At 39.5% G+C, this 14,556-nt stretch carries 14 protein-coding genes; 4 read left to right on the forward strand and 10 right to left on the reverse strand.

Annotation, left to right across the window (positions count from 1 at the left end; all coding sequences use genetic code 11):
• Positions 1-329: 329 nt before the first annotated feature.
• Positions 330-794, reverse strand: coding sequence for a phage tail protein (locus NST85_RS14825; RefSeq protein ID WP_341189662.1), 465 nt, complete (start codon positions 792-794; stop codon positions 330-332).
• A 48-nt stretch (positions 795-842) separates the two neighbouring features.
• Positions 843-1,322 carry a GyrI-like domain-containing protein gene (locus NST85_RS14830; protein ID WP_341189663.1) on the reverse strand — a complete coding sequence of 160 codons (480 nt, stop codon included), beginning with the start codon at positions 1,320-1,322 and terminating at the stop codon, positions 843-845.
• 110 nt (positions 1,323-1,432) lie between these two features.
• Here NST85_RS14830 and NST85_RS14835 point away from each other — a divergent pair, with 110 nt between their 5' ends.
• Positions 1,433-2,395, forward strand: a complete 963-nt coding sequence (locus NST85_RS14835) for a helix-turn-helix transcriptional regulator (RefSeq protein ID WP_127191196.1) — start codon at positions 1,433-1,435, stop codon at positions 2,393-2,395.
• A 7-nt stretch (positions 2,396-2,402) separates the two neighbouring features.
• Here the strand turns inward: NST85_RS14835 and NST85_RS14840 are convergent, their stop codons facing one another.
• Complete coding sequence (locus tag NST85_RS14840; RefSeq protein ID WP_127191195.1) at positions 2,403-2,765, reverse strand: hypothetical protein; 363 nt, start codon at positions 2,763-2,765, stop codon at positions 2,403-2,405.
• 155 nt (positions 2,766-2,920) lie between these two features.
• Between NST85_RS14840 and NST85_RS14845 the strand changes: the two genes are divergently transcribed.
• Positions 2,921-3,667: an EcsC family protein gene (locus tag NST85_RS14845; protein ID WP_307397675.1), complete on the forward strand. Its 747-nt coding sequence runs from the start codon at positions 2,921-2,923 to the stop codon at positions 3,665-3,667.
• A 184-nt stretch (positions 3,668-3,851) separates the two neighbouring features.
• Here the strand turns inward: NST85_RS14845 and NST85_RS14850 are convergent, their stop codons facing one another.
• Entirely contained in the window at positions 3,852-4,370 is a 519-nt protein-coding gene (locus tag NST85_RS14850; RefSeq protein ID WP_127191194.1) for a GrpB family protein, read from the reverse strand.
• Between the two features lie 263 nt (positions 4,371-4,633).
• Positions 4,634-7,249: a phosphoenolpyruvate synthase gene (gene ppsA, locus NST85_RS14855; protein ID WP_127191193.1), complete on the reverse strand. Its 2,616-nt coding sequence runs from the start codon at positions 7,247-7,249 to the stop codon at positions 4,634-4,636.
• Between the two features lie 315 nt (positions 7,250-7,564).
• Here ppsA and NST85_RS14860 point away from each other — a divergent pair, with 315 nt between their 5' ends.
• Positions 7,565-7,960 carry a YmaF family protein gene (locus tag NST85_RS14860; protein ID WP_127191192.1) on the forward strand — a complete coding sequence of 132 codons (396 nt, stop codon included), beginning with the start codon at positions 7,565-7,567 and terminating at the stop codon, positions 7,958-7,960.
• Between the two features lie 1,007 nt (positions 7,961-8,967).
• On the opposite strand, the gene NST85_RS14865 is transcribed toward NST85_RS14860, so the two are convergent.
• Positions 8,968-10,206 (reverse strand): MFS transporter, encoded by a 1,239-nt coding sequence (locus NST85_RS14865; RefSeq protein ID WP_341189664.1) that lies wholly within the window; start codon positions 10,204-10,206, stop codon positions 8,968-8,970.
• A 226-nt stretch (positions 10,207-10,432) separates the two neighbouring features.
• The gene (locus NST85_RS14870; RefSeq protein WP_127191191.1) at positions 10,433-11,305 is read right to left on the reverse strand and encodes a YitT family protein; all 873 of its coding nucleotides are present in this window, start codon (positions 11,303-11,305) and stop codon (positions 10,433-10,435) included.
• A 412-nt stretch (positions 11,306-11,717) separates the two neighbouring features.
• Here NST85_RS14870 and NST85_RS14875 point away from each other — a divergent pair, with 412 nt between their 5' ends.
• Complete coding sequence (locus NST85_RS14875) at positions 11,718-12,593, forward strand: cation diffusion facilitator family transporter (protein ID WP_127191190.1); 876 nt, start codon at positions 11,718-11,720, stop codon at positions 12,591-12,593.
• Between the two features lie 175 nt (positions 12,594-12,768).
• On the opposite strand, the gene NST85_RS14880 is transcribed toward NST85_RS14875, so the two are convergent.
• From NST85_RS14880 to NST85_RS14890, 3 genes are all read right to left on the reverse strand, one after another.
• Positions 12,769-13,266: a DinB family protein gene (locus NST85_RS14880; protein WP_127191189.1), complete on the reverse strand. Its 498-nt coding sequence runs from the start codon at positions 13,264-13,266 to the stop codon at positions 12,769-12,771.
• A 113-nt stretch (positions 13,267-13,379) separates the two neighbouring features.
• Positions 13,380-14,051: a hypothetical protein gene (locus NST85_RS14885; RefSeq protein ID WP_127191188.1), complete on the reverse strand. Its 672-nt coding sequence runs from the start codon at positions 14,049-14,051 to the stop codon at positions 13,380-13,382.
• The gene (locus NST85_RS14890) at positions 14,048-14,506 is read right to left on the reverse strand and encodes a DUF5412 family protein (RefSeq protein WP_127191187.1); all 459 of its coding nucleotides are present in this window, start codon (positions 14,504-14,506) and stop codon (positions 14,048-14,050) included. Before NST85_RS14890 ends, NST85_RS14885 begins: the two co-directional genes overlap by 4 nt.
• Between the last annotated feature and the right edge of the window lie 50 nt (positions 14,507-14,556).

Genomic DNA, 14,556 nt, shown 5'->3' on the forward strand with positions numbered 1-14,556 from the left:
TCTTCAACGCCTCTACTATGTAGTAAAGTGGTAAATTCGGCACATAACACAAAGCTCTTACATCGATCCCGCGGTCATTTATCTATGTAAAATTGAGAAACACCTTTACGATAACTTGCAACCATCGGCTTAGAGTAGTAGTCTCTTTGGTATCAATCCTCATTCGGTAAGGTTCTGGATTGGAACTATCCGCGTTCATGGTTTGAATGTACAAAAGAGCTGCGAAATTCCGCAGCTCTGAAGAAGTTGTTAAAATCAAATTGTCAGTTGATAATCAATAAGATTACCACCTATTTACACTCTAGTTAGCAAGTTATAATCGTAATACTTTAATATTCTTTTTTAATTACAAAAAACGAGCCCCGAATTGTTCCGGCTAATTTAGACTTTTGCCTTGCAAACTTAAACTTCCCTTCTAACTCTTTAGGTACCTCCATCCCTTCAGAAAGCTTAAAACCAACGGCCCGTTTCTTAGGCTCATCAACCGTATACATGACATTGAGTCCAAGACCATCTTCATAAAAGACGTAGGCAAATTGAATATTTTCCACTTGAAAACGCGACGTTTCTAAAGGTTTGGCCGCAAACTCAATATCACGTTCTTCTTTCAAAATTCGATTCACATAATCAAGGGTCTCCTGGCTTTCGTTAGCTGGTACAACCGTAAACTCATGCTTGTATTTGTTCATAAAGTAACGGGCTTCATTAGCTCGTAAACCAGCAAGCGCATCTGCTACTGGTGAAGACTCTACACCAACTGTAGACACATTTTTAAAATCAACGATATAGGACATATTGATCCCTCCTTAAAGTTTTGCGAGCGTTACTCGGAAGCATTTACATTATTTCCTAACAACAGGAATCCACATTTCGCCAAATACTATGTCGTTTCGTTGCCCCATCAATGCCGTTGTATTCGGTCCGCCAACATAGGCAAAATTCTTTGCTTCTGGTAAGACTTGTCCAAAGGCAATGCCGGCAAGCTGATTACCGAGTTCATCAGCCGTCTTCGCTTCTCCTTTAACAACGAGGTATTCCCCCTTTGGGAATTGAATAATTCTCGATGCTTCTGGTAATGATTCCTCTGTCATGACGCCAGCATAATACATCATCTTGTTATTCACCGCTTCGTTCACGGCAAAAATGTAATCATTTGTGGCGATTGCTTTTAAAGTGTCAAGCCTTCCATCTTGTTCGACAGCCGACCAAAATTCTGCCTTTTCCTTGTTGATGCCGGCAAAGTCTGAGTAATGGCTCTTAAGCTCAGTTCCAATACCTAAAACGATAAAGCTGTCTTTTTCCTCGAGTGTATAATCTGCCATATTCAAAACCTACCTTTTTTTAGAATTAATCAAATGATTTGTCTTTTCACTTGATAGGCTTATAATAGCCTTAAATCATGTCAAATAATGATACTGTTTAGGGGGCTTCTATGAAAAAAGTTGAACGGATTAATATCATCATGCGGTATATCAACAATCGTGCCCACTTTACAATTACTGAAATCATGCAAGAATTTAATATCTCTCGTTCGACAGCTATAAGAGATATCAGAGAAATTGAAGCTATGGGGATGCCACTTGTCGCTGAAGTTGGAAGGGATGGGGGTTATTTTGTCATGAACAACTCTGTCCTGCCCACTGTTCGTTTTACTGATAATGAGATTAAGGCTCTGTTTATTGCCTTTATGGCCACAAGAAATCTACAACTCCCTTATCTAAAGAGCCGTCAGTCTTTAGCTGAAAAATTACTAGGCCTCATCTCAGAAAACCAGCAAGATGACCTTGTTCTTTTAAATCAAATTTTGCTTTTTGAAGGGACCAACCCCCATAATCCCGATCTGCTTGACCTGTCAGACCTCCCCCATCCTATGTTAGAAAAACTCATCCAATTCCTTCTTTTGGATAGCTATTTATCGGTTTCCATCAAAGAAGAGAGGGAATTAAAGTCTTATCCCATTTATCTCTTGCACCTTTATCGCGAAAAAAGTCTATGGCTAATTGAAGGCTTTGACTTAAAGGAAGAAAAGAGACGGATTTTTCCTGTCGATGATCTCACCGATGTGGAACCATACCCTACGAAAAAAAGAGTAAGTAAGAAAAAGATTTTAGAACAACTAAGCAAACAGGAAGAAGCAATCAACCTTGTCCTTGAACTTGGTTCAATGGCGATTGCCCAGTTCAAAAAATACCATCCTATAAATATTTCGATTTCCTATACGAATCCTTACCAAACCACAGCCATTCTAAAGACTTTTATCAATGTTAATAATTCAGAAGAATTAATCGAAATAACGAATTGGCTTCTTTTCTTAGGTGCAGATATCAAAGTCAGAGAAGTACCAGAAGAAATCTTAGAAGGGTTACAAGGAAGATTAAGCTTCTTCTACCCATAAGCGTGCTTCAGGTGGAAATATCTTCAATCGCTTGGACAGCTAGTTTCAACGATTTAATTCTTCTTTCTAAAAGCGTTCTTTGGGGACTACCAGCCTTTGACTTAGCATAACTGTTTTCAATTGATGGAAGTAAACCAGTAATAACATTACGAGCTTCTGCTATATCTTCAGGGGTGTATTGATGGGGTCTTTGATTCCAAGCGCTTTCTAACATGGCTAAGCCGATGTATGCAGCTTTGAGCCGTTTCTTTACTAGAGTAGTATTTGCACCTTTTTGAGTCATCTGGGACAAGGCATTCTCGAGTTTATTAATTGTCGACTGTAAAGATTTTATTGCTTCCAATTTATCTTCATTTGATACGTTTTCCATGTTAATAATGTCCTTTCTTCGTTCTTTTCTTCACTGATAACGTTCCTTATTCGATACTGGACTTCAGTCGAGGGCCGCTCCCCCCCGTGGTCTGTTCCGAATCAAGGAAATATTCGTTATAATATAGCCAATGTCTTTTGGAGGAGCGATTCATTTTGAATTATGAACATAAAGTACAGAGGGAAGTTTCCAACTGGGAACAACAAATGTTCAAAACGCCGGGATGGCTGGAAAAAACATCGAAAACCATTAGCAATCGAATAAATCATTTGATTCCGCCGAAGGTGCTCAGCATCATTACGACCACCATACGATCGATCGTGCGCACGGCACTGTTCGGTGCAGAATATACGCCTAGCCGTAAGGTGCAGCGTACTCTGGAACTGGAATCTGCCGACCAAGAAGCGAAAGAGTTGTTTGCCTTGTATCAAAAAATCGCGGTTGCCGAAGGCGCTGGAACGGGAGCTGGAGGAATTATATTTAGTATGGTAGACTTTCCAGCTTTAATTGCCATCAAAATGAAATTTTTGTTCGAGCTGGCGCATGTTTACGGTTATGACACCAAACACTTCTCCGAGCGGGTATTTATTCTCAAGGTGTTTCAAATGACGTTTTCGGGGCCGGAAAGCCGTGCCAAATTGCTCTATTCCATCAAGCATTGGCATATTGAAAAGGAACAGTGGAACTCCGATGCTGAGTACTCTCGGAATATGGACTGGGAGACATTTCAAATCGAGTATCGTGATTCTATGGACTTCCGGAAAATGCTGCAGATGGTACCTGGAATCGGCGCTATCGCCGGCGCATGGGCGAATTATTCCATTCTTGAGGAGCTGCGCGAATTCGCTATGAATGCTTACCGCCTTCGCAGATTGCACGATGACTTTGAGGTTCTGGTTTAATCCTCTCTCTGCCGCTATATACATCTTTTGAATTCCTTCACACCAATGATGAAAAATTCATCTCATCAGCAAAACATACATGGTCTTGTTAATTTCGGTAAAGTATATAAGTTCCTGTCATTGAGCTATGACAAGAGCTTATATACTTCAAAAAAAGCCGCATAGAAAATGCGACTTTCAAAGTCTACTTGTCAATTTTGCACCAATATAGCGCTTTTCTTTCTAGCTCTTTAACAAACGAATCTTTACCGTCCATATAAGCTTCAACATCCCTTGGGAACTGTTTAGCGAGGCTTTCCTTTAAATCTCCATAACGATGTGCTTCATCGGCATATGTTCGGAGGTAATCTCTTACCGCCAAATGGCGAGTAATATCTTCCTTGTTATCCCCTTGAAACACATGCACTTGATTAGTGCGATTATCCCCGCCCTTCCGGAAATATCTTCTTCCTTTCATGCCGAGCTCGCCCATACATTCGTAACCAAGTTGTTCCATTCGTTCGTTAAACGAATCTATTTTTTCAATATCTTTTACTACTGGCATGATATCAATGATTGGTTTGGATTTTAACCCTGGAACTGAAGTGCTACCTATATGATGAATGTCGATTAACTCATCCCCAAAAATATCCTTTATTTTTTGAGATTCCTCGCTAAACTTCTGTTTCCAATCATCGTTGTATTCTGTAACCACAACATTCATCTAATTAACCTCCTTAGGGAAATATTAAAAACCGGTGAACATTTGTTTTTGATCCGGATTGCTTTTGCAAATGATACCCCATGGCGAGCCCAGCCTGACCAGCCCGATGACTACTGTATCCAATAACTTCAGTTCGAATCCCTACATCGTTTGTTTTTCAATAATACTTGATTCCTTGATTCCCTGATTTCCGTCATATTTCTATCTCGTTAATGTATTAATGCCGTCCATTATGATAAAGGCTCTTTTGTCGTATTCAGCCATTACAATATTTCGATATACCCTTCTGTTCCATGCACGCGAATTCGTTGCCCATCTTTTATCAGTTTGGTAGCATTCTCCACCCCAACAACTGCTGGCAAGCCATATTCGCGTGCGATAACTGCCCCATGTGTCATCAGCCCACCAACTTCGGTAACTAGGCCTTTTATAGAAACAAACAATGTTGTCCAGCTAGGGTCAGTAAATGGGGTAACTAATATATCTCCATCTTCTAGATCAGCATCTTCCATGTTTAAGATGACACGTGCTCGCCCCTCTATAACGCCAGAAGAAACAGGTAAGCCTACAATAGCATCGGATGGGAGATTTTCTCGTTTGTACTCACCTGCAATGATTTCACCATCAGATGTGATAACACGTGGAGGAGTTAGTCTTTCATATAATTTGTACTCGGCTTTTCGTTTGCTAATGATCTGATATTCCAGTTTGTTTGTGCACACGACTTCGCGAAGTTCTTCAAAAGTGAGAAAATAGATATCTTCTTTTTTATGAATAACACCTGCTTGTATGAGTTGTTCGGCTTCTTTTAGTAAAGCTTGTTTATAAACGAAGTAGCGATTAATCATGCCGTACTTGGGATATTCACGATACCCGATGAAATTCCGGATTAGGTCGATCTTTTGTTTTGTTTCTGTGGCTTTTTGCTCACCATCTGGTAATTGCTTCAATCGATCTAATAACTCTTGTTCTTTATTCAAAGCTTCTTGTCGCCCTTGCTCAAATTTCCGGTGGCTAGCATTAGGCTCAAAGTTTTTGATGTTACTGAGAATCATGGGGATAAGTGTAGTTGGTTGTTCACTCCAACGAGTTCTGGTAATATCGATTTCTCCGCTACATCGCATTCCGTATTTGACCAGATAAGCATAGATAGCGTCCCCAGTTTCCTGCCCACCATTGAGCTTAACCAGTTCATCCAAAAAGTTATCATCTTGTGCATGTTGTAAATAATCAATGACTTCAGGATAAGGACGAATCACATCTGCGACATCCATTAGCGCCAGACCCATTTCCGAAGTAATGTTGTTTAGTACAGATTGAGAAAGCTTATCTGCTACGTTTTTTTCACCTAACCACTTGTTCATATTTTCATTGATCCATGATGAAGCATCCATAGCAGCCATAATCACACCGAGACTTTGTGGGTCAAATAGAATTTTCTTTAATTGCTGGAGATCTTCTAGTATAAAATCAAATAAATCTGATCCTGATTTCGTTTGGATGTTTTGTTTCAACTCTTCTATCGATGTTTGACTACGCTCAATCAAATCATGAACGATTGTAGGGTCGTATTTAATTTGTGCTTGAGATCCCGCAGGAGATACGCCTTCATTGCTTTTACTAGGACTCGGCGCATTTGTAACATCTGGTGATGATTTTATAAAATTTTCCCGCCGTACGATCGTCATAAGTGCGTCTTTTATGAGTGGATCGGATTTCCCCAAGGCATCTATAATCATTTCTCTGCTGCTAGGTGAAGCCAGATGTGGTGTGACATCAACAAACAACCTTCCACCAGCTTTACGCATGGGTGCAGGAGTTGTTAACAGGTAAAAAGACAATCCCTGTGGTTTCATGGGATCCGTCATCATTTGTTGGTGACCGACAGACACATAGACATGATTTTCTTGATCATTCGCTTCAGGGATCGGGAATAAAGTAGTGATTGGCCGACTCTGAACAATATAAAATGTATTATGGGCTAAGCACCATTCGATATCCTGCGGGCAACCAAAGTAAGCTTCGATCTGTCTTCCGATGCGTTCTAGTTGTATAATTTGTTGTTCAGTAAGTGTTTGAGTCTTTTGCTGATCAGGATCGATCTGCTGTGTCTCTGTCCCGCCCTCTTTCCGTCCAAAGATAGCCAACTTTTTGGTTGCAATCATCTTATCGACGATTTTCTCTTCCTGTACTTTATAACAATCGGCAGATACCAAGCCAGAGACGAGTGCTTCTCCAAGTCCAAAGCTGGCATTGATGGATAGCAACTTTCGGTTAGAAGTGATCGGATCAGCGGTAAATAGAATCCCTGATGCCTGTGGGAAAACCATCCTCTGAACGATAACGGATAAGAGTACCTGACTGTGGTCAAATCCATTTTGAATTCGGTAGATTACCGCGCGATCCGTAAATAAGGAAGCCCAACATTTGCTGATATGCTGCAAGATGGCACCTGTGCCGATGATATTTAAATAGGTCTCTTGTTGACCAGCAAAAGAGGCATGTGGTAAATCTTCAGCAGTCGCACTAGAGCGTACTGCATAAGCATGTTCATCACCAAACTGGGAGAGATAGTGAGTAATTGCCGTCACAACATCGGTAGGAATTTCTACATCCATAATGATTTGCCTGATCTTCCTGCTGATTTCACTAATTTGATCTCTATCTTCAACTTTTAACATGGTTAGTTGATCCAGCAAAGCATAATACGTTTCGTTGTGTTCGATGGCTTTTTGATATCCCACTGTTGTAACACAAAATCCTTCGGGTACTTTTATTCCTTCAATTTTTGATAATTTCCCTAAATTTAACCCTTTTCCACCTACGAGCAATTGCTGCGTATCTTCCATTTCCTGAAAACCGAGAATCAAAGAATTCATTCAATCTCTCCTAAACATTAAATTGAGAATGGTGATGCAGAATAACATTAGACAATCATCTAATCGGCAAAGTATATATGTTCTTGTCCTTTTCAACTGTGTGTTTAAGAATATATTCTGATTACCATTCAGACTCCTCTTCTCTTAATCAGAGTACAATAAAGGCTAATCATTAACAAATAAAGATCAGCCTTTATCAATGGGACCAAGGTAACGATTAGTGGTTATAATTTGGCAATCGCCGTTCCCCCCCCATATGCCATCTTCATAAATTATGATGATTAAAATTACTGGATATTGGGAGGAGATGTGAAGATGAAAAAAGGAAAGCACCCCCGCAAGGACGTACACTATTCACAAACAACCGATCGTTTTCAGCATCGGATGTCTGGCAACACTTCCATTAATGATGGACATAGACATCGCTTTCGCAACTTAACCGATCGCTTTATTCCTGGTATTGGTACACATCGCCATACGTTTAATGGGATTACTCAAGTAGCTGACGGACATCGACATCGCTATTCAGGTACAACTGGACCAGCAATCAATGGTCAAGGACCTCGTCACTTTCATCGTTTCCGTCAATTGACTCGATTCGTGGAAGGTCATAGACATCTTATTTCTGGCAGAACGAGTGTGCCGATTCGAGTAAGCGGTTCTACACATCATCGTCATGATATTATTATTGAAAGCATTACACGCCTGTAATACAGATAAAGGTTCTACCTATGGACTATTGCCACGGGTAGAACCTTTATCCTCCCTAACTAACTTGTTACGGTTCTACTAGCCTGGTGCCTCAGTTCTTATTCCCAATACATATCTACTTTTGGGTGCGTGAGCAAAGGACAAAAACTTAAGTGTGGTTGTCATTATCCAAAAGTCTCATGAATTGTTCGAGCCCCCCGTTCTATTGCTGCAGCGGTTCTGCAGATGACCGATATACCCTTCTCCACCCGCTTCATATTGCTATATCAAAGAGACTCTTTTGAACTGGATCGAAGCTAAAAGATTAATAATGGAATGGTATTGGATAGATTTCTGCGGAAATATCACATATATCTATGCGATATGGCTGAAAAAGCGAATACTCAATCCGAATATAGTCACATGTATCCATATTTTTAGTGTCACTGCTTTTTTTGTCCAGTCCGGGGTTGTATCAAATTAAATATTAATTTTTTTTCTCACAGGTGATCAGTATTCCTTGATACCATGCATCGTGAACACTCTGCTCGACTGAACGGCTCCGCCTCTATGCTGTTCACACTCCTCGTTCAAGTGAAAAGTTATCCTTTATATAGATGGCTGGCTTATGCCGAATGAGCGAGCGGCACTTCTTTCTCCTCTTCAAGCATCGAACGGGACAGGCGTTTTTCGATTATGTTCAGCATGCACGCATAACAGGCCAGTTGCCATCTCTTCCTGGAATCAAGCGACAAAATCACAACGATAAATACATTGCAGCCGCTAGCGACACATCCCCCTTCGTTAATGACTTTGTAGAATGCATCGTTTATCACATTCAACATTTAACGGTATTTTAACATGCCAACAAGTTTATAGAATAATTGATAGCTGGTATCCATGATATAAGGGTGTCAGTATACTTAAAACAGAATTTAGAAATTATTAAAAGGCAGTCAAACATAATTAGTTTGACTGCCTTTTGGGAAACCCTTTGCTTTTTGAATTACTTCATTTTACAACTAATCCTAGATAACTTCTTTGCGTCTGTGTAGATGAATAAATAGTATAATTCCCGTAATTAAACTCAAAGCTGCGCATAAACCTATAACTCCATACCCAACCTGTAGCCCACGAAGTAGTCCTAGCTGAGAATTATCTCCGAATATACCCTTCGTGATTTCGATAACTCCCCCGATCAGATAGTTACCAATTACACTGCCAACCCCCATCAGAGTTACTGTAATAGTTATTGCAGTATCACTCCCTTTGGGGTATCTTCTAGCAATAAAAGCCATGACGGTTGGATAAATCATGGCTATACCTACACCGGCTGCAGCAAATAAGAAGGCTAGGTCTTCTCCCCCCAGAATTGCTGCAAAAGTACAAACCGCTGATATCCCTGAGAATACAACCAATGAAAGAGTAAAACCAAATTTGTCTGTTAACGGCCCAAGTAGTATCCGCGCAAGGGCAAAACATAAGAAAAAAGCAGATAACATGCCTGAGGCAGATACCGTATCCCATCCATATGCTTTTTCTAGAAAGTTAACGAGCCAACCTCCTACAGCTAACTCCGAGACGACACCAAATGATAGAACTAAAACCATTAGCCACAAAACTGGATCTCTAAGTAATGTTTTAATAGGCAAACGATCTTCATGTTTAATATCATCCCCTGGAAAAGTACTGAATAGGACTAATATGATTGGTATTAATGATAACAAAAGCGTGATGAGATACATCCCTCGCCAGTCAAGGGTATATCCATTGATCGTTAGCTTCATCAAACCTGTTGCAATAAGTGGTGCTGCCGTTGAACTGAGGCCATAAAATCCATGGGATAAGTTCATCATTGTCCCTGTGTTCTTAACGAAGATACGGGCACCTAAAATGGCTAATCCAATTTCCAGCATTCCGTTTCCAATATACATTAAGAAATAAGATGCAGAAAACATAGCATAATATTGTGAAAAGAAAATTAATATTCCCGAAAACGCCATCGATGCAAAAGCTATAATGGTTACTCGCTTAATCCCCCATATTTTTGTTAAGTATGCGGTAAAGGAACACGCAATTAGGTATCCTAGCGCATTTAAGGACAATAAAGTACCTAATTGTGATTCATTGATCATAAACTCAAACTGAATACGTGGGATTGCAGGTCCCTTTATATTTTCAGATAACCCGAATATGATAAAACCAAGAAATACGGTAGCCAGTTGCATGGCATAAATTTTATTGAACTTCCCTGAACGTTTCTCCACTCTGCTTGTCTCCTTAACTGTTATTTCTCTATAAGTAGCAAATATAACTTCACATAAGTTAAGCGTCAATTAAAACATATGAAAATAAATATAAATATTTGAAAATATGTAACTAGGAACTGTTCCCTTGTTTGCGCAAGTTATGAAGCCTTCCCACCATAAAGGCATACAAATAACGCGCTGGCGAGAGAATGGATGTTTTCTCGACCAACGCGTTATTTAGTAATTAATGAATATTATGCTTTCTGAAATTACCGCCCTTAACTTCTGCTACATCGTATACAACAACAAAGGCATTCGGGTCAATTTCATTAATAATATCTTTTATTTTGCTTTCTTCGAGACGGTTAATTACACAAGTGATTTCTTTGAATTGTTCATTTGAGTAGCCGCCGTAAGCATCTGTGTAGGTTGCTCCACGACCTAATCGGTCACGAATGGTTTCTACCATGATTTCGGGTTGATTTGTGATGATTTTAAAAGTTTTAGATCCGCTCAAACCTTCTTCAACAATATGAATTACTTTAGAAGCAATAAAATAAGCAAGTGCTGATAGAATAGCTCCTTGTAGACCAAATACTGTTGAAACAACAATAAAGACAAACATGTTAAGGAATAAGATTAAATCACTTGTGCCAAAAGGTAATTTACGTGAAAGTAGTACAGCTAACATATCGATCCCATCTATTGCTCCACCATTACGCAACGCTAACCCCATACCAAAACCGATGATAATCCCGCCAACAACGGTAACTAACAATGTATCACCTTGAATAATCGTGGGTACATGGTGCATTAGACTAGTGCCAATGGCTAATGAGGCAATACCGATAACTGAATACACAGCAAAGCTTTTACCAATTTGCTTATATCCTAACCAAACAAAAGGGATGTTTATTATGGCAATTAGCATCCCTAATGGTAATCCAAACAGTTTCGAGCTAACGATACTTAGTCCAGTCACACCACCGTCTGAAACGTTGTTGGGTATTAATACTGCTTCTAGACCATATGCAGCTATAAGAGCCCCAATAATAATAAAAGATACTTTTGATAAAATCTTCAGTTTATTAGATTTTTGATGTCTCTTGTGATTCATTAAATTTCCCCGTTTCAAATAATTTTTTCTTATCACTAAGTGAAAAACCTCAGGATTTTTAATTAGAATGATTGAATTTACACTAATATCCGACAAGAAGTGATAGAAAATAGTGTATAACAATTATTACTGTAATGGCAAATGGAATCAGTTCATCCAATTGAATTATCGTAATCAAAAAAGACCCTTCCAATTATTTGAAAGGGCAATCTGTAAGGTTGAGCACCTAATAGACAGAATTCTGCGAAGGATATCCACATAGACTTTCCTCATATTTTAACTAAGGGCAACTTTTTTTATCCCTCCTCACTTTATTAGTACAAGGGAAAAACGTTTCTCTAGACACACTCGATTACCACTTGATATACTGTTCAAATCGAAAAATGAAAAGTGGTTGTGGAGGATTGCAGGGATGGAACAACAAAGATACGATAATTTAAAATTAGGGGAACGCGGAGCTATTATTAGCATACTGGCATATATCTGTTTATCCGCCATCAAGCTATTTATTGGATTCACTGCTAATTCTGAAGCTCTAAAAGCTGACGGATTGAATAATACAACGGATATTATTGCATCCATCGCTGTCTTGATTGGGTTGAGAATGTCTCAGAAATCAGCGGATCATGATCATCCTTATGGGCATTGGAGAGCTGAAACAATAGCTTCCTTAATAGCATCCTTTATTATGATAGCAGTAGGGATACAGGTGCTTATTGGAGCTATTTCTTCAGTGTTTGAAGGTAGACAAGATTCACCTGATTTAATCTCAGCGTGGATAGGAGTTTTTTGCGCGATTATCATGTTCTTCGTATATCGGTACAACAAAAACCTAGCAAATAAAATTAAGAGTCAGGCTGTCATGGCTGCAGCAAAAGATAACCTCTCTGATGCTATAGTAAGTATTGGTACAGTCGTTGGGATAGTCGGAGCCCAATTTAATCTACCTTGGCTTGATCCCCTTACAGCGATAGCTGTAGGTTTAATAATTTGTAAGACGGCTTGGGATATCTTCCGTGATGCTACACATAATTTATCCGATGGATTTGATGTAGAGACATTAGCTGCATACGAGAAAACCGTTCTTTCCATTAGTGATGTGGAAGGAGTTAAGGATGTTAAAGCTAGAAATTATGGTAGTAATCCAGTTGTAGATATTGTCATCTTGGTTAAATCTGATCTTGATATTCAGGAAGCTCATGATATTTCAACCAGAGTTGAGGATGAACTTAAGCGAGTGTATGATGTGTATGATGTCCAAGTGCATATCGAGCCTCACGCTATTTAGTAGTTTGAAGAGGAAACTCCCAATTTAAAATAATATTAACCGAAATAAAAAGTGCCTGTTCTTCAATGACAGGCACTTATTTTGTATTATTCGTTTCCTCTTCTGGATCACTCTATATCTATTCAACCTTCGGGAGCTCCCCTCCCGATCTTAATCCGGAGTTTCCCGTCTTAGTTCATTTGCCTTCATCGTCGGCTGAGGTACCGTAGAAGCCCGGAACAGGAATATCAAGTAGCCGCAGATAAACCCCGAGTTGCGCTCGGTGGTGGATCATGTGGCTTATTCCGAAGGTGCGAAGCGCGTTCGCCCGCGGTTGGCGCAGAATAATATGTTCACCGTTCCGCAAGGTCCATTCCTCGTCAAGTGTTTTCTCGTCACATTCGGCCACCAGCTTTTCAAGCTTGACGACGTTCGCGTCGAATTCTTCCAGCACCTCTTCCCGACTTTCCAAAGCTTCACGCCGAAGCGGTACGGTCGAAGTATCGAATTCCGTGTAAAGTAAGATCGCTACTTGCCAGTTCAGCAGGTTGATCAGGTGCGTGGCCAATCCTCCCAAAGTCATCGATTTCACATGCGGCCTCCACGTCATATGCTCATCGGGCAAGCACATCAGGATGCGGCGCGTAGTGGCCAACTCATGTATAGCGTCTCCGATGATCAGTTGTTTCACCATATATTCCCTCTCCTCCCTTTTATGGCTAGCATACTATAAACCCTGTTGAGTGAAAAGGCTTGTCTAGGTCGGTCGCCATCGAATGATGGATCACTTAAACAACTGTAACGCTTTCAGATCACGCCTTGCAAAACACTGTTCATTCCAGGAAATAGACGGCCAAAAGCATTAAAATAGATCAGGATTAAAGATAAGATAATAGCTATGGGTAGAATGACCAATAGTTTCTTTTTATTTCTCGTAATTGTAAGTAACAAAACAACTATCATGATCAGATATACTCCCATAAGCCATGGTATTAAATAGTAATGAGTGTGAACGGGTAAGTAAGCGTTCCGTAATTCAAACCCTTCTGACAGCAATACTGTGATTGGAAGAGCCAAAACAATATTAGTAAACAATCCGCTTCCACGCGCGTACCACATAATATAAGCACAAAGAGGAGATACCGCCCCGCATATGCCCCAAAAAATAATTTCTCTTTGCGGGAAAAAATGTAGCACAAGCGTTGTGTACACATAATAAACGGTAAGCATCGACCCAAAAAAGGCAAATATTTTTACAGCCGCTAATTTGGGCGAATAACTAAAAACCGATAAAAGTGTAGCAACAAATACCCATATACCAAGACGATCACCTATTCCAGTGAATATTGGGTTGAAATAAGAAGGATTATCCACAATCTTTGCTGCTAATCCCAAAATAACTCCGATAATAATTGCATTTACGATTGAAAAGACTTTTTGTTTTGTAGTTGATTTGATCGCAATTCTAGTCTGAATCAACTTATGTCATCCCCCTCCTTATAACAATTTGTATACTTTCCTTTTAACAATAAACTTCGACAAGCCGCTCCGGATTCTTCATAAATATCTGAATTCACATTCAACTCTATGTTTCTATATTCATTATAATTTGGACTTTCATTCTTAATCTTAAGGACTTCTGGGGATCTCCATTCTAAAGAAAAATCGTTTTTATGATTGCTTGAATAAACCGTTTTTTTCATACCGGACTGGGTTTCTTCAACCTCGATAATATACATAACGCCACCTGCTGCGCCGCCATATGGGATGTAATATGCACTTGCTTTATACTCACCATCTGGTGATTCTAAGGGACCACTAAATAATGTTGCATTATTATTAAGGTTTTGAAAACTATAAAAGAATCTATTATATCCAATTAACAATAAAATACTGAATGCTAAGAGTACCAAAAAAATATATCTTTTTTTCATGAGTCCTCCCGTCGATAAATCTTAGATTTCATTACGTGAACTAAATTTGA

Source organism: Paenibacillus sp. FSL K6-2524, assembly GCF_038005525.1.
GTDB lineage: Bacteria > Bacillota > Bacilli > Paenibacillales > Paenibacillaceae > Fontibacillus > Fontibacillus anaericanus.